The organism is Deefgea tanakiae, assembly GCF_019665765.1.
GTDB lineage: Bacteria > Pseudomonadota > Gammaproteobacteria > Burkholderiales > Chitinibacteraceae > Deefgea > Deefgea tanakiae.
Genome location: NZ_CP081150.1, coordinates 582876 through 601595 on the forward strand (window position 1 = coordinate 582876; position 18720 = coordinate 601595).

At 48.8% G+C, this 18720-nt stretch carries 19 protein-coding genes; 10 read left to right on the plus strand and 9 right to left on the minus strand.

What is annotated here, in order from left to right; all coding sequences use genetic code 11:
• Positions 1 to 133: 133 nt before the first annotated feature.
• On the minus strand, positions 134 to 1777 hold the full coding sequence (locus tag K4H28_RS02785) for an electron transfer flavoprotein-ubiquinone oxidoreductase (RefSeq protein WP_308443470.1): 1644 nt from the start codon (positions 1775 to 1777) through the stop codon (positions 134 to 136).
• 203 nt (positions 1778 to 1980) lie between these two features.
• On the opposite strand from K4H28_RS02785, the gene K4H28_RS02790 reads away from it, so the two are divergent.
• The 4 genes from K4H28_RS02790 to K4H28_RS02805 all read left to right on the plus strand — a co-directional run bounded on the left by K4H28_RS02790 (position 1981) and on the right by K4H28_RS02805 (position 4844).
• On the plus strand, positions 1981 to 2727 hold the full coding sequence (locus K4H28_RS02790) for an electron transfer flavoprotein subunit beta/FixA family protein (RefSeq protein WP_221006871.1): 747 nt from the start codon (positions 1981 to 1983) through the stop codon (positions 2725 to 2727).
• On the plus strand, positions 2724 to 3662 hold the full coding sequence (locus tag K4H28_RS02795; protein ID WP_221006873.1) for an electron transfer flavoprotein subunit alpha/FixB family protein: 939 nt from the start codon (positions 2724 to 2726) through the stop codon (positions 3660 to 3662). The genes K4H28_RS02790 and K4H28_RS02795 overlap by 4 nt, the downstream gene beginning before the upstream one ends.
• Positions 3663 to 3665: 3 nt before the next feature.
• Positions 3666 to 4442 (plus strand): ferredoxin--NADP reductase, encoded by a 777-nt coding sequence (locus tag K4H28_RS02800; protein ID WP_221006875.1) that lies wholly within the window; start codon positions 3666 to 3668, stop codon positions 4440 to 4442.
• Positions 4443 to 4544: 102 nt separating this feature from the next.
• Complete coding sequence (locus K4H28_RS02805; RefSeq protein WP_221006876.1) at positions 4545 to 4844, plus strand: STAS domain-containing protein; 300 nt, start codon at positions 4545 to 4547, stop codon at positions 4842 to 4844.
• Positions 4845 to 4907: 63 nt separating this feature from the next.
• On the opposite strand, the gene ntrC is transcribed toward K4H28_RS02805, so the two are convergent.
• The 6 genes from ntrC to K4H28_RS02835 all read right to left on the minus strand — a co-directional run bounded on the left by ntrC (position 4908) and on the right by K4H28_RS02835 (position 10100).
• Complete coding sequence (gene ntrC, locus K4H28_RS02810; protein WP_221006878.1) at positions 4908 to 6302, minus strand: nitrogen regulation protein NR(I); 1395 nt, start codon at positions 6300 to 6302, stop codon at positions 4908 to 4910.
• Complete coding sequence (gene glnL, locus K4H28_RS02815; RefSeq protein ID WP_221006879.1) at positions 6299 to 7357, minus strand: nitrogen regulation protein NR(II); 1059 nt, start codon at positions 7355 to 7357, stop codon at positions 6299 to 6301. Before glnL ends, ntrC begins: the two co-directional genes overlap by 4 nt.
• Positions 7358 to 7551: 194 nt before the next feature.
• A complete protein-coding gene (locus tag K4H28_RS02820; RefSeq protein WP_255573599.1) occupies positions 7552 to 8037 on the minus strand; it encodes a DUF4124 domain-containing protein in 486 nt (161 codons plus the stop codon).
• A gap of 57 nt (positions 8038 to 8094) precedes the next feature.
• Entirely contained in the window at positions 8095 to 8391 is a 297-nt protein-coding gene (locus tag K4H28_RS02825; RefSeq protein WP_221006882.1) for an Rdx family protein, read from the minus strand.
• 72 nt (positions 8392 to 8463) lie between these two features.
• Positions 8464 to 9891 (minus strand): D-alanyl-D-alanine carboxypeptidase/D-alanyl-D-alanine endopeptidase, encoded by a 1428-nt coding sequence (gene dacB / locus K4H28_RS02830; protein ID WP_221006884.1) that lies wholly within the window; start codon positions 9889 to 9891, stop codon positions 8464 to 8466.
• Complete coding sequence (locus K4H28_RS02835) at positions 9879 to 10100, minus strand: oxidoreductase-like domain-containing protein (RefSeq protein WP_221006885.1); 222 nt, start codon at positions 10098 to 10100, stop codon at positions 9879 to 9881. Before K4H28_RS02835 ends, dacB begins: the two co-directional genes overlap by 13 nt.
• 98 nt (positions 10101 to 10198) lie before the next feature.
• On the opposite strand from K4H28_RS02835, the gene dnaX reads away from it, so the two are divergent.
• From dnaX to recR, 3 genes are all read left to right on the plus strand, one after another.
• Positions 10199 to 11920 (plus strand): DNA polymerase III subunit gamma/tau, encoded by a 1722-nt coding sequence (gene dnaX, locus K4H28_RS02840; protein ID WP_221006887.1) that lies wholly within the window; start codon positions 10199 to 10201, stop codon positions 11918 to 11920.
• A 201-nt stretch (positions 11921 to 12121) separates the two neighbouring features.
• Complete coding sequence (locus K4H28_RS02845) at positions 12122 to 12454, plus strand: YbaB/EbfC family nucleoid-associated protein (RefSeq protein ID WP_221006888.1); 333 nt, start codon at positions 12122 to 12124, stop codon at positions 12452 to 12454.
• A 120-nt stretch (positions 12455 to 12574) separates the two neighbouring features.
• On the plus strand, positions 12575 to 13171 hold the full coding sequence (gene recR, locus K4H28_RS02850; protein WP_221006889.1) for a recombination mediator RecR: 597 nt from the start codon (positions 12575 to 12577) through the stop codon (positions 13169 to 13171).
• A 9-nt stretch (positions 13172 to 13180) separates the two neighbouring features.
• Here the strand turns inward: recR and K4H28_RS02855 are convergent, their stop codons facing one another.
• Complete coding sequence (locus tag K4H28_RS02855) at positions 13181 to 14677, minus strand: sensor domain-containing diguanylate cyclase (protein WP_221006891.1); 1497 nt, start codon at positions 14675 to 14677, stop codon at positions 13181 to 13183.
• A 207-nt stretch (positions 14678 to 14884) separates the two neighbouring features.
• The gene (glnA, locus tag K4H28_RS02860; protein WP_221006893.1) at positions 14885 to 16306 is read right to left on the minus strand and encodes a type I glutamate--ammonia ligase; all 1422 of its coding nucleotides are present in this window, start codon (positions 16304 to 16306) and stop codon (positions 14885 to 14887) included.
• Between the two features lie 268 nt (positions 16307 to 16574).
• Between glnA and K4H28_RS02865 the strand changes: the two genes are divergently transcribed.
• The 3 genes from K4H28_RS02865 to mtgA all read left to right on the plus strand — a co-directional run bounded on the left by K4H28_RS02865 (position 16575) and on the right by mtgA (position 18701).
• Complete coding sequence (locus K4H28_RS02865; protein ID WP_221006894.1) at positions 16575 to 17027, plus strand: rhodanese-like domain-containing protein; 453 nt, start codon at positions 16575 to 16577, stop codon at positions 17025 to 17027.
• A 73-nt stretch (positions 17028 to 17100) separates the two neighbouring features.
• Positions 17101 to 17934: a shikimate dehydrogenase gene (aroE, locus tag K4H28_RS02870; RefSeq protein WP_221006896.1), complete on the plus strand. Its 834-nt coding sequence runs from the start codon at positions 17101 to 17103 to the stop codon at positions 17932 to 17934.
• Positions 17935 to 17999: 65 nt separating this feature from the next.
• Entirely contained in the window at positions 18000 to 18701 is a 702-nt protein-coding gene (mtgA, locus tag K4H28_RS02875) for a monofunctional biosynthetic peptidoglycan transglycosylase (protein WP_221006898.1), read from the plus strand.
• Positions 18702 to 18720: the final 19 nt, after the last annotated feature.

Below are 18720 nucleotides of genomic sequence, written 5' to 3' on the forward strand. Positions count from 1 at the left end.
ACGCGAATGCATTCTCTATTATCGTCAGAAACTTCAAAATCTCAATTCAGATGTAAAAATAGCTCAATCTATTTTGACTGAGCTATTGGGTATTTAGCTGTAGATCTTATTAATTAAGTCTTAGCTGCTTATACTACATGCCTATATATATCGGGCCGCCGCCACCTTCTGGCGTCACCCAATGAATATTCTGCGTTGCGTCTTTAATATCACAGGTTTTACAGTGCAAGCAGTTTTGCGCGTTGATTTGATATTTGGGCTGACCAGCGACCTCGATAATCTCATACACACCCGCAGGGCAGTAGTGGCATTCAGCTTTGATTTCATTGCTCAAATGCACCGGCGTAATCAGGCTTGGGTCGCGCAATTTCAAATGCACCGGTTGATCGTGTTCGTGCGACACATTGGCGAGCGCCAGTGAATCCAGTTTATTAAACGTTAGCACGCCATCCGGTTTCGGGTATTTAATCGGCGTAAATTGGCCTTGCGGCAAGAGTCGAGCGTGATCGGGTGTGCTGTGCTGCAGTGTCCAAGGGGTATTGAGTCCTAGCTTAGATAACCAAAGCTCTATACCTGCATACATCGTGCCACCGAGTATGCCCAGTTTAGAGAGTGCCGGTTTGATATTGCGTACTTGCTCTAGTTCTTGCCAAACACTCGATGCTTGTAGTGCGGTCACAAACTCAGTGAGTTCATCCTGATAGCGGCCAGCGGTAATCGCTGCTGCCGCAGCTTCGGCGGCCAGCATGCCGGACAGCATCGCATTGTGCGTGCCTTTAATCCGTGGAAAGTTGAGCAATCCAGCCGAGCAGCCCAGCAGCGCGCCGCCAGCAAAGACCATTTTTGGTAAGGATTGCAAACCGCCTTCGGCAATCGCACGGGCACCATAACCAATCCGAGTTGCGCCCGCAAACGTGCCGCGAATTTTTGGGTGCGTTTTGAAACGTTGTAATTCATCAAACGGCGATAGCGTTGGATTTTGGTAATTCAAATGCACCACATAGCCGACCGCTACTTGATGGTCGGGTAGGTGGTAAATAAAAGCGCCGCCGCTGGTGCTGTTGTCGAGCGGCCAGCCTTGCGCGTGTTGCACGAGGCCAAGTCGATGATGCTCAGGTTTGACTTGCCATACTTCTTTGACGCCAAGGCCGTAATGTTGCGGGTCGCGGCCTGCGCGTAGATTGAATTGTTTTTCCAAATCTCCCGCCAAAGAGCCGCGCGCGCCTTCGCAAAATAGTGTGTATTTGGCGTAAATCGCCATGCCGAGTGCGTAATCGGCTTTGTGTTCACCTTGTTTGTTAATCCCCATATCGCCAACGGCGACACCTTTGACTGCGCCAGTGTCGTCATATAAAACCTCAGCGGCGGCAAAGCCGGGGTAAATTTCAACGCCGAGATTTTCGGCTTCTGTCGCCAGCCATGCACAGACTTCACCGAGCTTGACGATATAACAGCCATCGTTGTGCAACTGCGGCGGCAATAGCATTTGCGGGATTTTGAAGCCGATGTCTGCATCGAGCACGAGAAACTCATCGGCAGTCACAGCGGTGGCCAGCTGCGGCGCGCGTTGTTGCCAATCTGGAATCAGTTGATTGAGCGCGATGGGGTCGATAACCGCACCCGATAAAGTATGCGCGCCGACTTGAGCGCCTTTTTCGAGGATGCAGACACTGAGCTCCGCATTGACTTGTTTGAGCCGAATCGCAGCAGCCAAACCTGCAGGGCCAGCACCAATAATCAGTACGTCATATTCCATTACATCGCGCTCTTGCATCATAGCCTCGTTCTTTCTAGCCAAATTGGAGCCGATAGACCTAGCTCAGCTGTGTATCTTGGACTAGTTGTATATCTGTAAAATAGATAATGTTTATAATTACAATGGGTTTTACATATATTCTACCGACAAATATAATCGAGTGCAAAATTAGGGCTTGACCTAAATCATGCAGGCTGTAACGGCGAGCAACAGAAGGAATCGTGATGAAAATCTTAGTGCACATTAAACGGGTCGTTGATTATCAAATCCGCCCACGTCCTACTCAGGATGGCAAAGACGTTGAATTGACCAACGTAAAAATGAGCATCAACCCATTTGATGAAAATGCCGTCGAAGGCGCAGTGCGCTTGAAAGAGGCGGGTGTTGCGACTGAGGTCGTCGTTGTTGCCGTGGGTACTGCAGCGAATCAGGATGTACTGCGTCATGCTTTGGCGATGGGCGCCGATCGCGCCGTGTTGGTGGAAACGCTAACCGTTGTTCAGCCTTTGGCTGCAGCAAAATACCTCAAAGCCGTGACTGAGCGCGAAGCGCCGCAACTGGTCTTGACGGGCAAGCAAGCGATTGATGACGACGCTGCTGAAACGGCGCAAATGTTATCCGCTTTGCTGAACTGGCCTCAAGCGACTTTCGCGTCAAAAATCGACGTCGTTGACGGCAAAGCATTGGTGGTGCGTGAAATCGACGGCGGGCAAGAAACGCTGTCTTTGCCATTACCAGCTGTCGTGTCGGTGGATTTGCGTCTCAACGAGCCGCGCTTTATTAAATTGCCTGCCTTGATGATGGCGAAGAAAAAGCTGATCGAAACGCTGCCAGCGGCTGAGTTTGGTATTACTGCTCCTGCGCTGGAGATCGTCAATATCGCTGAGCCGCCTGCACGTAAAGCAGGCAAGATTTTGAATTCTGTCGCTGAACTTGTTGCGGCATTGCGGACAGAGAAGGTGGTGTCATGAGCGTTTTAGTCATTGCTGAATTAGACAGCCACGGCATTAAAGCCGCTACACGTTCTGCCGTAACGGCAGCAAGCCAATTTGGTGAAGAAGTTCATCTTTTGCTGGCAGGAAATGATGTGGCAGGTATTGCCACACAAGCATCTGCTATCAATGGCTTGAACAAGATACTGCTGGTTGATGCGACTGAGTACGCGCACGGCATCGCTGAGAATCTGACGCCATTGCTGGTGCAACTGGCGCCTAGCTATTCAGCCATCGTGGCAGCAGCTACCAGCTTTGGTAAAAACCTATTGCCACGCGCTGCAGCTTTGCTGGATGTCGCGATGGTGTCGGAAGTAATCCAAATCATCGATGCAACGACATTTGTTCGCCCGATGTACGCCGGAAATTTGAACGCAACAGTGAAAGCGCCTGCCGGTTTGCGCATCTTAACGATACGCCCGACAGTCTTTGAAGCTGCAGCTGCAACAGGTGGTTCGGCTGTAGTTGAAACTATCGCCGCTTCGGGTGATGCAGGCCAAGCGGCTTGGGTCAGCCGTGATTTGGTGCAATTGGATCGCCCAGAATTGGCTACAGCACGCGTGGTCATTAGTGGTGGTCGTTCACTCGGCAGCGCCGAAGGCTTTAAAGCAACGTTAACCCCATTGGCGGATGTGCTCGGCGCAGCAATTGGTGCAACGCGCGCAGCAGTGGATGCTGGCATGGCGCCGAATGATAGCCAAGTCGGTCAAACCGGTACGGTGGTGGCACCTGAACTCTATATCGCGTTCGGTGTTTCCGGCGCAGCCCAACACGTTGGCGGCATTAAAGACAGTAAAGTCATCGTCGCGGTGAATCACGACGCTGACGCACCGATTTTCCAAGTGGCCGATTATGGTTTGGTAGCAGATTTATTTACGGTGATTCCTGAACTCACCGCAGCATTAAAAGGTTAAGACATGTCTAAGTTTGCCCATGAAACAGTATTGAGCGTGCGTCATTGGAATGATTCTTTGTTTAGTTTTACGACGACGCGCGATGAATCGCTGCGTTTTGAAAATGGCCAGTTTGTGATGATTGGCTTGGAAGTCGATGGCAAGCCGCTGATGCGCGCTTACTCGATTGCCAGCGCGAATTACGAAGAAGAACTCGAATTTTTTAGTATTAAAGTGCCGAATGGCCCATTGACGTCGCGTCTGCAACACTTGAAAGAAGGCGATCAATTACTGGTGAGCGGCAAGCCAACGGGTACTTTGGTGTTGTCGGATTTGAAGCCGGGTAAAAACCTGTATTACCTCAGCACCGGTACTGGTCTGGCGCCGTTTATGAGTTTGATTAAAGATCCAGAAGCCTACGAGCGTTTTGATAAAATCATTTTGGTGCACGGCGTACGTACCGTGAGCGAATTGGCTTATGCGCATTACATCGAAAATGAATTGCCGCACAATGAGTTCTTCGGTGAAGAAGTGCGCAGCAAGCTAATTTATTACCCAACGGTAACGCGTGAGCCATTCCGTAATCAAGGTCGTTTAACTGATTTGTTTGCCTCAAACAAATTGACTGACGACATTGGCTTGCCACCGCTCAATCCTGAAACGGATCGCGCCATGCTATGCGGTAGCCCTGCAATGCTCGAAGATACGTGCAAAATGCTGGATGATTTAGGCTTTCAAGTGTCGAAACGGATTGGCGAACCTGGCGATTATGTAATCGAACGGGCGTTTGTCGAGAAATAATGTGGTGTCGCGCGCCTATTTGGGCGTGCTCATTTGCATCCTTGCCTTCGGCTAACTAGACTGTTTAGGTAGCAGTAAATAATTAGTTTTGGAGTTAAGCCAATGCAAGTAAATGTTCGCTTTGAAAGTAACCGTGCCTTTTTGGGCTTGAATGGCAATTTTACCTTTGAATTTCACCGTGAATTCAAACAAGCCACGACTACCGTGCTAGAACATGCGGGTTTGAGCGAAATTGAGATTGATTTTTCTGCCGTTGATTACATGGATTCAGCGGCACTTGGGATGCTCTTGCTGTTTAATGAGCGTGCCGCAGGCAAGAAAATTACTCTAGTTAATTGCAAAGGCACAGTGAAATCAGTGCTCGATATTGCCAACTTTGGCAAAATCTTTGAGATTCGCTAATACTGAGTTCAAAAGTAAAAAAACCGGCGTGGAGCCGGTTTTTTTATACCTGCATATCGGCGATTATGATTCTTCCATCCCGAGTTCTTGAATTTTTCTGGTCAGGGTATTGCGTCCCCATCCTAGTAATTCTGATGCTTCTATGCGTTTACCCCCTGTATGCGCAAGCGCTTGTTCAATTACGGTGCGCTCAAATTCGGGCACGATGCTATCCAAAATCCGGCTATCGCCGCGTTGCAGGCGTTGTGCTAACTCAGCCGCTAGCGAGGCGCGCCAATCGCCGATTTGTCCACCGAGTAAGCTGGTTTTTTCTGATAACTCGGGGGGTAAATCGGCGCAATCAACCAGTTGACCGGGTGCCATCACGGTAATCCAATGGCAGACATTTTCCAGTTGCCGCACATTGCCAGGGAAGCCAAATTGCGCCAAGGTATTCATCGCTGATTCGGTGAGGCGCTTGGCTTCAATGCCCAAGTCTTGTGCTGACTTGAGTAAAAAATGTTGAGCTAGCAAGGGAATATCTTGCTTACGTTCCCGCAGTGCAGGCAGGCGCAGACGAATGACATTTAAGCGATGGAATAAATCTTCGCGAAATTGATGGTCTTTGACGCGGTCTTCTAGATTTTGATGCGTGGCGGCGATGACGCGAACATTCGCTTTGATCGGCTGATGCCCACCTACACGGTAAAAGAATCCATCAGATAAAACACGCAACAATCTAGTTTGTAAATCAAATGGCATATCGCCGATTTCATCTAAAAATAAGGTACCGCCTTCGGCTTGCTCAAAGCGGCCTACGCGTTTGGCATCCGCGCCAGTAAAAGCGCCACGCTCATGGCCGAATAATTCAGATTCTAATAAATCCTTCGGAATCGCCGCGCTATTGATTGCAACAAAAGGTTTGTTGGCGCGTGGGCTGTGGCGGTGCAGGGCGCGGGCAACGAGTTCTTTGCCGCTGCCTGATTCGCCGGTAATCATCACTGTGGCGGCCGAGTGGGAAAGGCGGCCAATCGCGCGGAAAACGTCTTGCATCGCAGGCGCTTGGCCGAGCATCTCGGGTACCGCTGCGCTGACTGCGCTGGCAGGCGCAAGTTGCTCGCTTTCGACGATAGCGCGGCGAATCAGCGCTATTGCTTGCTCAACATCAAAAGGCTTGGGGAGATATTCAAATGCACCGCCTTGAAACGCCGAAACAGCGCTGTCCAAATCTGAGTGCGCCGTCATGATAATGACGGGAATTTCTGGCCAATCGCGTTTCACAATCTCTAAAAAAGTGAGCCCCGATTCACCCGGCATGCGGATATCACAGACAACGGCTTGTGGACGTTCGCTTTGAATTTTTTGCAGTGCTTCGCTGGCCGATGGAAACGTTGCGTGCGCAATGTGCTCGCGGGCGAGAGCCTTTTCAAATACCCAACGAATCGAGCGGTCGTCGTCAATTACCCAAACTGGCTTCATAGTGGTGTTCCTGAATCTTGCCATGCATTAAGCGGCAAAAAAATACTGAATGTGGTGTGGCCCGGTCGGCTATCAAATTCAATCACGCCATGATGTTGCGCGATATAAGTGTGGGCTAAGTGTAGACCAATGCCGGTGCCGCCTTCACGGCCGGACACGAGCGGATAAAACAGTGTTTCTTTTAAATGCTCAGGAATGCCGGGGCCGTTATCAGAAATATCAATTCGCAGAGCGAGCGGGTGACGACGGCGATTGAGCGTTACTTGGCGCGCAATTCGGGTGCGTAAAATGACTTCCCCGATACTCGACATCGCCTGAATCGCATTGCGAACAATATTGAGTACTGATTGAATCAATTGTTCTTTATCGGCAATCAAGAGCGGCATGCTGGTATCGTAATCACGTTTGACCGATAAGCCACTTGGCGTTTCAGCTAGAACTAAGCTGCGAACGCGCTCTAAGACTTCGTGAATATTGATTTCTTTAATTTGCGGTAAACGGTGCGGCGTGAGCAGGCGATCCAACAGGCTTTGTAGCCGAGAAACTTCATCGACGATGACATCGGTGTATTCTTTCAGCTGCGGATCGGGCAGCTCAAACGCTAATAACTGCGCCGCGCCACGAATGCCGCCAAGTGGATTTTTGATTTCGTGCGCTAAGTTACGAATCAGTTCACGATTGGCTTGCTGCTGGGCTTGCAAGCGCTCTTCATTCACAATCCGTCGTTGTTGATCAATACGCCGTACTTCAAGCATTAAAACCGCAGCAGGGCATTCAATCGGGGTGACGTCCAATGTGACGTACATTTCACCTTCAACCCCAAAGACGATTAGCTCGTGTTCGGTAATTGAAATGCGCTTTTCAAGTGCAGTGTGTGCGGCGAAAACTAAGGGTGAATTGAATCCAAAACACTGTTCTAGGGTTTGGTTTTCTGAGTCGCGTAGATTGAATAGGCTATTGGCCGCTGGATTGGCAAAAACAATATAGCCTTCGTTGTCGACCGCCAACACGGCGGCATCTAGATATTCGAGGCCAGCAAAGGCAGGGTGGCTCATGGTGCTACTCCAATGTGCGCTGAGCCCTGATGGATGAAATCAGGGCATTCAATTGCACTTTTCCTTGGCAAAAAGGGTGTGTGCTTCATTTTTGCATAGCGTTAGCAAAAACTAGGCCAGCTTTAAGTTAGGCTACTGGAACAGAATAAGCGATTTTCGCACTGTAATGGTGCGTTTTTGTTGCTGACGTGGTTTTAACGCACTCTACTGATTTCAGACTGCAGCGAAGCGATATTTTTTTCGTGCATCATAATGGTTTCGCGTAGGCGGCCAATGCGGTCGAGATAGAGTTTGGGGTTGGCTTGTTCGGCGGCTGTTTTCGTGGTTTCTGATTCTTGCAGGCTGCGCTGTGCTTTGCTCAGCAGAGCGCGTTCGCTATTGAGCTCTTCAGCCAAAATCACTTTACGATTGCTATCACGACTTTTTTGCGTGGCGGCATCCACTTTCGGGAAATTGAGTGGAGAGGGCGCAGCAACACGAGGAGACTTGACGGTGTTGGTGCTTTCTCCGCTAGGACGACGTGCATTGGTGGTCGGATTGGATTCCGACATGATGCGCACTGCACCTTTGATTGGCGAGTTGGTAAAGGTCACATTGCCGTTCTCATCGGTGTATTTATAGATGTCGGCCATGGCGCAGCTACTGATCAAGAGCGCACTAAAGAAAATTTTTGCATACATAGTTGAAAGGTATCACAGCAGCAGGATTGTGCCTAATCGCTTGGTCGAAATTATGATTTAACTTACAGCTTTGGGTGCATCAGCATGGCCTAAGGTTTTTTCGGGGGCAATTAAATCGCGAATTCGTTGTTTGAGTACTTTAGCCTCAGGAAAACCATCGTCTATTTTTCGATCCCAAACCAGAACACCATCACAATGAATGACAAAAATACCACCCGTTCCCGGTTGAAGTGCGACTTCACCGAGTTCAAAAGCAAAGGTGCTTAATAATTCTTGTGCCAGCCATGCACTGCGCAACAGCCAATTGCATTGAGTGCAGTACAAAATCGTGATGCGTGGTTTTTCGGTATTCATGATCGTGATCGCAGGTTTTTTAGTCTGTTCAATGCCACCCGATGTGGGTGGCGATAACGCTATCAATTGATATTAATTTGTCGTTTTGCGAATCGATTTGAGTAATTCATCGAGCGTTGCCATTCCAGCAGGTGCATTGGCATGATTGATGATCCCGACCACGGCCCATGTTTTGCCATTCGCATCACGCACATAACCTGCAACGGCGCGGACGTCTTTTAAAGTACCCGTTTTGATGTGGCCTTGGCCGATGCTGCTCTCGTCTTTTAAGCGTTTTTTCATCGTACCATCAATGCCAACCAGTGGCAGTGAGGACACAAATTCAGCTGCAAGTGGTGCGTTCCATGCGTCTTGTAATAGTTCGGCTAAATGTCGTGCGCTGATTTGTTCTTTGCGTGAAAGACCTGCACCATTTTCGAGCACCAATTCATCGAAACGTTTGCCCTTACTTTGCAGCCAGCGCTGAATGACCGCTGTAGAACGACTTGCCGTTGTTGCACCATCGGCAGCAGCGCCTTGAGTTGCGCCTATCGTGAGGAATAACTGCCGTGCCATCATATTATTACTGTATTTATTGATATCACGAATGGTGCTGACCATATCCGATGATTTGGTACTGGCCAGCAGAACACTATTAGCAGGCGTGATCCCTTGTTGCATTTTTCCGCCAAGTTTGCCGCCTTCAGCTAACCACAGGTTGCGAAAGAGCAGGTAGGTATAAGTCGGCGCATCAAATACAGACATGTACTTCTCGCCGATACATCCGGCAGGTACTTCACCGACCAATTGCAGCATAAATTGGGGCGTGGCTTGACCCGTGCGAAATTGCACTCGTTTTTGCCATGTTTCGCACGGTGCCGCTGCACCTAAGCCCAGTTGGTTACTAAAGCGAACTTCTGGCCAATCTGGTTCAACGCTGGCGATGACGCGTTCACCATCGGCACGAACTCGCACTCGCAGAGATTTGAAATTGGTGAGTAATGCGTCAGGTTTGACCATGAATGGCCGGTCGCTGGTTTCGCCATCATCGTCAAAAGCGGGCTCATTGGCATCAATGACAAACGCGCTACGATCGAGCACCACATTGCCGCGAATTTCATCTACGCCGGCTGCTTTTAAGTCTCGTACCAACAGCCACATGCGTTCCAAAGTGAGTTTGGGGTCGCCCGAGCCTTTAAGGTAAATATCGCCATCTAGCACGCCATTTTTAGGTAGGGCATTGGCACGAATTTCAGTTTGCCACTGCCAGGCTGGGCCAAGGATTTCAAGGCCAGCGTAGGTAGTGACGATTTTCATCGTTGAAGCCGGATTGGAAGGCACATCGGCACGGTAAAACTGTGGTTTTCCTTGAGCATCAAGCGGAACCATTGCCACTGATAAAGCATCGTTTGGGATTTTGGCTGCCTTGAGGGCATTACTCACGTTGCTGGGGAGCGAGTCCGCTGCGATTGCGATGCTGCTACTTACGGCCAGCGCGATAAAGGTAATTAGGCTTCGCATGTCGGATCCTGATTGATATTTTGAGAGACTGATTGCCGCGCTTGCCATGCGGCAAGATCGATTCGGTATTGTTGTAATTCTTCGGTATATAAATCCAAGACGCAGGGATAACAGCCGCTGCTGCAACAGGCTTCGAGCGGCGGCTCCACTGGCGCTTCGGGTTTAGGATCGTGGTTTTCAGGTGCAGTCTCAAGCGGAGTAATCGTCATTTCATTTATTCTTTAAGCTGTTTTGCAAAGTATCCACAGCACACTGCTTTGCTATGGAATCATCGTCTATCATCTATCGCATCTGTTAGAATGCTGCCATGAGCTACCAAGTACTAGCCCGTAAGTGGCGACCAAAAACTTTTGCCCAATTGGTCGGGCAGGAACACGTGATTAAAGCGCTGGCAAACGCATTTGCCTCGGCACGATTGCATCACGCGTATTTGCTCACCGGCACGCGCGGGGTGGGTAAAACTACCATCGCCCGCATTATGGCCAAGGCACTCAATTGCGAAACTGGCATTACGTCCGAACCGTGCGGCGTTTGCTCAGCGTGTACGCAAATTGATGCCGGTCGCTTTGTTGACCTGCTCGAAATCGACGCGGCGTCTAACACCGGTATCGATAATATTCGCGAGGTCTTGGACAACGCGCAGTATGCACCGACCGCTGGCCGTTTTAAAGTCTACATTATCGACGAAGTGCACATGCTCTCCAAATCGGCATTTAATGCGATGCTGAAAACGTTGGAAGAGCCACCCAGCCACGTTAAATTTATCCTTGCGACGACCGATCCACAAAAGGTGCCGATTACGGTGCTGAGTCGTTGCTTGCAGTTTTCATTGCGCCAAATGACGCCACAGCAAGTCACTGGCCATTTAAATACCGTATTACAAGCCGAACAAATTGAATATGAAGCGCTCGCACTCAATCTGATTGGGCATGCGGCAAGTGGCTCAATGCGCGATGGTTTATCGCTGCTTGATCAAGCGATTGCTTATGGCGCTGGCAAAGTCGAAGAAGCAGGCGTGCGCGCGATGCTTGGCGCGGTCGATCAAAGCTATTTGTTTGAGTTATTGACGGCGTTAATTCAGAAAGACGGCCCTGCATTGCTTAAAACAGCCGATGCAATTGCTGAGCGTGGTTTGTCTTATGAGGCCGCGCTGCATGAATTGGCCTCGCTATTGCAACAAATCGCTTTGGTGCAAGCCGTGCCCAATGCATTGGCCGATGATTTGCCATTGCGTGAACAAATCGTGGCTGTGGCGCAAGCGCTCACACCCGAAGACGCACAATTGTATTATCAGATTGCCTTGCACGGTCGCCGCGATTTACCGCTGGCTCCTGATGAATACGCCGGTTTTACGATGACGATTTTGCGCATGTTGGCGTTTGCGCCGAGTGATGCCGGCCATGTCGTTATGCCAGTGAATTCTTCAGTAACTGCAGCACCTGTTCCAGCGCAACAGACCGCGGTGACGTCGCCAGTACTTGCTCCGCAAGCACAGTCGGCAATTTCTACGACATCGCAAACGACTGTACCTGGCGCAACATACGACGATACGCCGCCTTGGCGACAAGATGATGCGCCGGCTGCTCGAGCACAAGTTGCAGTGGTATCGCAGCCTGTTGTCGCGCCAGTTTCTGCGCCGCAGATTCCGGCTGAATTTACTGGCGATTGGCGCGCTTTAGTGGTGCATCTCAAGCTAGGTCAAGCAGGTATGTTGGCGCAGCACTCAGAATTATTAAGCTTTAGCGATATACAGTTTAATATTAAAGTTGAAGAAATCCATCGCAGTGTTGCGACGCGCGATTACCAAGAAAAACTGCGCCTTGCCCTCAGCGAACATTTTGGTCGTGACATCGCTTTGAATGTGCAAATTGGTGAAGTAAAGACCGAAACGCCTGCTGATATTCATTATCGTGAAAAACAAGAGCGGCAAGATCAAGCGGTTGCGGCGATTAATGGTGATCCATTTGTGCAAACGATGGTGAAAGAATTCGGCGCAAGTATTGCAATCGATTCAATTAAACCCATTTAAAAAATCTTTAGTCCACGAAAAACACGAAAGCCACGAAAGTAACGCCAATATGGCGGCATGAAAGCCGTTTTTCTCTTGGTGTAGCAAGAAATTAAAATCTGATGCAAAGTAGGAAAATCAGTGGAGAGGATGAGCTAATTTTCGCGCTTTTCGTGTGTTTCGTGGACACCTTCTTTTTGTTTTTAATTTAAAGGAAATTGTATGTTTGGTGGTAAAGGCGGAATGGCTGGCTTGATGAAACAAGCTCAGCAAATGCAAGAAAATATGGCTAAAGCACAAGAAGAATTGGCTTCGGTCGAAGTGGAAGGCCAATCGGGTGCGGGCATGGTTAAAATCACTATCACGTGCAGCAATGTGGTGCGCCGTGTCGCGATTGACGACAGCTTGTTGTCGGATGATAAAGACATGCTAGAAGATTTGATCGCCGCTGCGTTTAACGATGCATTGCGGAAAGCCGAAGCCACTAGCCAAGCTAAAATGGGCGGTTTTACTGCTGGTATGCAATTGCCACCAGGTTTCAAAATGCCATTCTAATGAGTGAAAGGCCTGCTGTCGTTGCGTTGCGATCATCGTTGAATGTTACATAGATGCAGGCTTTTTATTAAGGGTATTGCTCTGTAGGCATTATCCATCAATTTCTACAGAGCAATACCCATGTCGATTCCTGCTTCACTCAGTCATCTCATCGACGCTTTGCGTATCCTTCCTGGGGTTGGCCCCAAATCAGCCGCTCGAATGGCATTTCACTTGGTTCAGCGTGATCAAAAAGGCGCGCTAGAGCTGGCCAATGCGCTTGAAAATGCCCTTGGTGCACTCAAACATTGCCGTCATTGCAATACATTTACAGAGCTGGATGTCTGCGAAATCTGCTTGGATGAGCAGCGCAATCATGCGCAATTGTGCGTGGTGGAAATGCCGACGGATTTAATGTCGATAGAGTTCACCCGCAGCTACGAAGGCTTGTATTTTGTGCTAATGGGGAGGTTGAGTCCTTTGGATGGGATTGGCCCCAACGATATTGCATTTAAGCAGTTATTGGAGCGTGCTAGTGATGGCTCGGTGGAAGAAGTGGTGCTGGCGACTAATTTCACGACAGAGGGCGAAGCCACCGCACATTATCTGGCTGAGATGTTGCGGGCTCGAGGGCTGAAAGTGAGTCGAATCGCCCGAGGTTTGCCTGTTGGTGGTGAGCTTGAACATGTTGACCCAGGTACGCTGGCGCAGGCTTTGATTGAGCGTCGCCGCGTTTAATTGATGAATTTAAGTTTTGTGCTGAAGGTAGTTACTGCTGAGTGCTTGCGAGCTTCTGATGCAATTTCTTCCGGCCTCTTTGGCGTGATACATAGCTTGGTCGGCTCGGCTGAGTAATTCATCCAGGGTGATGTCGCCGGCTAATAAAGGCGTAATACCCAGACTCACCGTGACATTAAATGTTTCATGTCCAAGGCTGCTGTGCTGAAATTGCGCAACAGCTTGGCGAATTTTCTCCGCCACAATTATCGCCTGAGTTTGATCCGTCTCGGGCAGTAAAATGACAAATTCCTCACCGCCCCAACGTGCAACACTATCTGGCCCGCGAATATTCTGCTGGCAAATGGTGGCGATCGTTTTCAGTACTAAATCCCCTGTCAGATGCCCGTAGTGATCATTGACGTGTTTGAAGTGATCGACATCGATCATCACAATACTCAATGCCTGCTCATATCGACGCGCTTGTAATATCGCTTGGCTGGCTTTGAGTTGCCATTCACGGCGATTAGGTAGCCGAGTGAGTTCGTCTGTGGTGGCTAAAGTGGTCAATTCTGCGTTGAGGGCCGCCAGTGATTCGGTTCGTAATTGGACTTCGAATTCCAATTCTTCGCGGTGTTGAGAAATTTGGGCTTGGGCTTGGGCAAGGTATTGCAAGGCCAGTGTGATTGAAAAAACGAAGATTTGAATTTGAAATAATGAAGTCACTAAATGGTGCTCAGCCCAACCACCATGACCTTGTACCGTCAAAATGACCCCAAGTTGGGTGATGATGAGTAAACCAAAATTCGTCGCGGCCATGCGTAACTTGACGGCGATGATGATCATGATTGGCATCGTCAAAGCCAGTACGTGATCCAGAATAAAAAAATTAATATAAATCGGGGGGAGTATCGCCACTAAATACCAAAATGCACGGCAAAATTCTTTGAATAAAGTGCCCGCCCTTATGTAAGGGTAGAGCGGTGTAAGCATCAATAAGCCCGATGTGTCAGCAAGTAACAATATCGTCGCACGTAAAATAATAGAAAAGAAATCACTGGGGATTAAACCTCTGCTCAACATCAAAATAATGAATAAAGGCATGGTGATGAGGGCGGGTATCAAGCACACGTGTAGCCAAATCTTGGGGAGTAGGCTAGGTTGGGTCCACATACTTTTTTTGTGGGTTTTTTCTAGGTAGAGGTAAGATTTCGCGGCCAGAATGGATTGTAAGGTGTCAATACAGGAAAAAATCATGGCTGAAAGCAGTATTTGGCTTATTTGAGGGTGCCAATCGCCACGAAATAAGTGCGGCGTATTGACAATAAGACTGCCAAGTAAAACGACTACAATCCCTAGCCTTTGTAATTGCAAAATGGCAAATAGGCCAATTCCCGATGCGAGCCAAATGATGGCCATATTGCCGGGGTTGATCGTACCCAGTTGAATCGATAACTCACCCGCAATCACATAGAGCACTAAATAAATGCTCGCTTGGAGATACGATGAGTTATTTACTTTGTTCATTAAACTTACTTTTAATTTAACTATTGATGAATTATAGCGCTTGAATGTTTAAATGAAACCATGCCATTCAAATATTTTCGTGCTAAGTGCTTGAATTGCATGGCGTATTAGGGTTTTTGCTAGTGCGTAGATAATAAAAAACCCGTAACAGCAATGCTGTTACGGGTTCTGTGAGCTATCCCGAACGTGTCGGGACTATCCTAAGTATTACAGTGAGTAGTACATATCAAATTCAACTGGATGCACATTCATACGGCTGCGTGTTACATCGTTCATTTTCAAGTCGATGTAAGCGTCGATCCACTCGTTCGTGAATACGCCGCCACGAGTCAAGAACTCGCGGTCTGCATCCAATGCTGCCAATGCTTCATCCAAAGATGCGCAAACTGTAGGGATCAACTTGTCTTCTTCTGGTGGCAAGTCGTACAAGTTTTTGTCTGCTGGATCGCCTGGGTGAATCTTGTTTTGGATACCATCCAAACCAGCCATCAACAATGCTGCGAAGCAGAGGTATGGATTTGCCAATGGATCTGGGAAGCGCGCTTCAATACGACGGCCTTTTTCGCTTGCAACGTGCGGAATACGGATCGATGCAGAGCGGTTTTTAGCTGAGTAAGCCAATTTAACTGGCGCTTCGAAGTGAGGAACCAAACGACGGTACGAGTTAGTACCTGGGTTGGTGATCGCGTTCAATGCTTTAGCGTGCTTGATGATACCGCCGATGTAGAACAGCGCTGTTTCAGACAAACCAGCGTATTCGTTACCCGCGAACAAGTTTTTGCCGTCTTTCCAGATTGACTGGTGAACGTGCATACCTGAACCGTTGTCACCAACGATTGGTTTTGGCATGAACGTTGCCGTTTTGCCGTATTGGTGCGCCACATTGTGTACAACGTATTTCAGGATTTGAGTCCAGTCAGCACGTTGCGTCAAAGTAGAGAATTTAGTACCGATTTCATTTTGACCCGCGTTCGCCACTTCGTGGTGGAACACTTCAACAGGCACGCCCATTTCTTCAAGGATCAATACCATTGAAGCGCGGATGTCTTGATGGCTGTCTACTGGAGGAACTGGGAAGTAGCCGCCTTTCAAGCGTGGACGGTGACCGAGGTTGCCGCCTTGAACTTCATCAGCAGTCGCCCAAGCGCCTTCGTCAGAACCAATCTTAACGAAAGTACCTGACAGGTCGGTATTCCAACGGATGTTGTCGAAAATGAAGAATTCTGGCTCTGGACCGAAGTAAGCGGTGTCACCGATACCTGAAGTTTTCAAGTAGGCTTCAGCACGGCGTGCCAAAGAGCGTGGATCGCGGTCGTAACCTTTACCAGTTGCTGGCTCGATCACATCGCAAGTCAAGATCAATGTTGGCTCATCAAAGAACGGATCGATGTTGGCAGTAGATGGATCAGGCAACAACAACATGTCAGAGGCTTGAATGCCTTTCCAACCTGCGATTGAAGAACCGTCAAATGCGTGACCTGCTTCAAACCATTCATCGTCAACTACGTGCGAAGGAATAGATACGTGCTGCTCTTTACCGATGGTATCGGTAAAACGCAAGTCAACGAAACGAATGTCGTTTTCTTTAATAAGCTTGAGAACGTCTGCTGCTGTTTTAGCTAGCGCCATGTTGTCGCTCCTGATGTACGAATTAAACAAAAAAATATTGGGCAAATTTTGCTGTATCAACTAAAGCACAAAGCGTGCCAGTGCAATTGCAGCTTGCAGAGTATTGTGCCACATCTAATTGCGGCCGCGTAACCTACTTTGGTCTGTATTTTTTGGTGCGCAGCAGTGATCCGCGCACAAATATGGTGCGTCAATAATTGGGCACCGCTGCTCGTCTGTGGCTAAAATAGTACTAATCCGTTCCATGCAGACACAATGAGGCAAATGAATGAGCCAGTTTAATGAAATTTTAGAAAATGCACGTTCACGTGGCGTGAGTAAAGGGCTGTCTTATGCGGGAGAAGTGACACCGGCAGAAGCATGGACTTTATTGCAAGCCTTACCGAGTGCAAAACTCGTTGATGTGCGCACGCATGCCGAATGGCAATGGGTTGGCGTGGTGCCTGGTGCTGAATTGATCGAGTGGAAAAGCTACCCAAGTATGGCGATCAATAGTAATTTTATGACTCAATTGAAGGCGGCGGTTGATCCAGAATCGGTGGTCGTTTTTTTGTGCCGTTCTGGTGCGCGATCGCATGATGCCGCGGCGTTGGCGGCACAACATGGGTTTACCGCTGCGATGAATATTTTGGAAGGCTTTGAGGGCGATAAAGACGCGGCAGGTCATCGCGGTAATAAAAATGGCTGGCAAGCGGCTGGTTTGCCGTGGACGCAAGGCTGACCAGGTGAGGTGTTAGGCGTGAGGAGTAAGGTGTAAACTTACTCCTCCTCACACCTCTCACCTCACTCCTCATATGAACTATGTTGTTATTGGCAACCCGATTGCCCACTCCAAATCACCGCAAATCCATGCTTTGTTCGCGGCTCAATTTCCTGATCATCCTGCAGTAGAGGGCTTTGTCTATGATCGTTTGCTTGCGCCTTTGGATGGTTTTGCTAATGCGGTGCATGAATTTGCGGCGGCGGGCGGGCGTGGTGCGAATGTGACTGTACCATTCAAAGAAGAGGCTTATCGATTTGCTGCGGAGTTAAGTCCACTTGCACAAGCGGTGGGTGCAGTGAATACCTTGATACGCTTGCCGAGTGGTGACTGGTTGGGTGATAACACCGATGGTGCGGGTTTAGTTGCTGATATTCTGCGACATATTCCAATTAAAGATAAACGTATATTGCTACTTGGCGCAGGTGGCGCGGCGCGTGGCGTGATACTGCCGCTATTAGGTCAGCAGCCTGCAAGTTTGACTTTAGCGAACCGCACATTCGCTAAAGCCGAGCAATTGATTCTGCACTTTCAAGCGAATACTTCAATTTTCCTTCGGGCTTGTGAGTATGGCGCGCTAGAAGGTAATTATGATTTGGTTATTAACGCGACTTCGGCCAGCTTGAGTGGTGAACGCCTGCCAATTAGCAACGCAGTTTTTGCTCCCAATGCCTTGGCCTACGACATGATGTATGGCAAAGCGGAAACGCCATTTCTAGCGCAGGCGCGTGAAGCGGGTGTTGCATTGCGCGTCGATGGTTTGGGCATGTTGGTGGGGCAGGCGGCGGAAGCGTTTGAATTGTGGACGGGTTTGCGTCCCGATGTTGCGCCAGTACTAGAATGGATGCGTGAGCAACTACAAAAATAATCTTGATGTATATGATTGCAGGCGTTATTTATTAATGTCTGCAACCATATACTAGTGAGTAAGTAATGAAGCAGACTGGTATTTTAGGCTGGATAGGGCGCGGATTACTGGCTTTACTGGCATTGATCTTGTTGTGGAATATTTGGATGGTGCTGCATATTGTGGCGTGGCGTTGGGTGAATCCGAGTAATACGGCGTTTATGTCGGTGCAATTAGATCGCTTGCAGGCAAGTAATCCTGCGGCAGAGTTGAAGTACGATTGGGTCGACTACGCGCAAATTTCTCCTAATTTAAAGCGCGCTCTGGTCGCTTCTGAGGATGCAAAGTTCCTCGATCACGAAGGGTTTGACTGGGAAGGCATGCAAACCGCGTGGGAAAAAAACATTAAAAAAGGCCGGATTGTTGCTGGCGGTTCGACCATCACGCAGCAATTGGCCAAAAATCTATTTTTATCGGGTAGTAAAAATCCATTACGTAAAGTTGAAGAAGCGTTTTTGACGGTGATGATCGAGTTGATTCTAGATAAACGGCGTATTTTTGAAATTTATCTGAATGTGATCGAATGGGGCGACGGCGTGTTTGGCGCGCAAGCTGCCGCGCAGCATTATTATAAAACCAGTGCGAAAAAACTCAGCGTAGGGCAATCGGCAAAGCTTGCTTCGATGGTCACTAATCCTCGTTATTATGATAAAAATCGTAGTGATCGACGTTTGCTGCGTAAAACGGCGATTATTCAACGGCGCATGCCTTATGCGGACATTCCGTAAATAGACGACACTCACCCCA

Coding starts and splice junctions, on each gene's coding strand:
- K4H28_RS02800 (WP_221006875.1), top strand. CDS start 3,666: ATGTCTAAGTTTGCCCATGAAACAGTATTGAGCGTGCGTCATTGGAAT.
- glnL (WP_221006879.1), bottom strand. CDS start 7,357: ATGAGCCACCCTGCCTTTGCTGGCCTCGAATATCTAGATGCCGCCGTG.
- K4H28_RS02855 (WP_221006891.1), bottom strand. CDS start 14,677: ATGAACAAAGTAAATAACTCATCGTATCTCCAAGCGAGCATTTATTTA.
- recR (WP_221006889.1), top strand. CDS start 12,575: ATGTCGATTCCTGCTTCACTCAGTCATCTCATCGACGCTTTGCGTATC.
- K4H28_RS02805 (WP_221006876.1), top strand. CDS start 4,545: ATGCAAGTAAATGTTCGCTTTGAAAGTAACCGTGCCTTTTTGGGCTTG.
- dnaX (WP_221006887.1), top strand. CDS start 10,199: ATGAGCTACCAAGTACTAGCCCGTAAGTGGCGACCAAAAACTTTTGCC.
- dacB (WP_221006884.1), bottom strand. CDS start 9,891: ATGCGAAGCCTAATTACCTTTATCGCGCTGGCCGTAAGTAGCAGCATC.
- K4H28_RS02795 (WP_221006873.1), top strand. CDS start 2,724: ATGAGCGTTTTAGTCATTGCTGAATTAGACAGCCACGGCATTAAAGCC.
- glnA (WP_221006893.1), bottom strand. CDS start 16,306: ATGGCGCTAGCTAAAACAGCAGCAGACGTTCTCAAGCTTATTAAAGAA.
- K4H28_RS02865 (WP_221006894.1), top strand. CDS start 16,575: ATGAGCCAGTTTAATGAAATTTTAGAAAATGCACGTTCACGTGGCGTG.
- K4H28_RS02820 (WP_255573599.1), bottom strand. CDS start 8,037: ATGTATGCAAAAATTTTCTTTAGTGCGCTCTTGATCAGTAGCTGCGCC.
- K4H28_RS02845 (WP_221006888.1), top strand. CDS start 12,122: ATGTTTGGTGGTAAAGGCGGAATGGCTGGCTTGATGAAACAAGCTCAG.
- K4H28_RS02785 (WP_308443470.1), bottom strand. CDS start 1,777: ATGATGCAAGAGCGCGATGTAATGGAATATGACGTACTGATTATTGGT.
- aroE (WP_221006896.1), top strand. CDS start 17,101: ATGAACTATGTTGTTATTGGCAACCCGATTGCCCACTCCAAATCACCG.
- ntrC (WP_221006878.1), bottom strand. CDS start 6,302: ATGAAGCCAGTTTGGGTAATTGACGACGACCGCTCGATTCGTTGGGTA.
- K4H28_RS02825 (WP_221006882.1), bottom strand. CDS start 8,391: ATGAATACCGAAAAACCACGCATCACGATTTTGTACTGCACTCAATGC.
- K4H28_RS02790 (WP_221006871.1), top strand. CDS start 1,981: ATGAAAATCTTAGTGCACATTAAACGGGTCGTTGATTATCAAATCCGC.
- K4H28_RS02835 (WP_221006885.1), bottom strand. CDS start 10,100: ATGACGATTACTCCGCTTGAGACTGCACCTGAAAACCACGATCCTAAA.
- mtgA (WP_221006898.1), top strand. CDS start 18,000: ATGAAGCAGACTGGTATTTTAGGCTGGATAGGGCGCGGATTACTGGCT.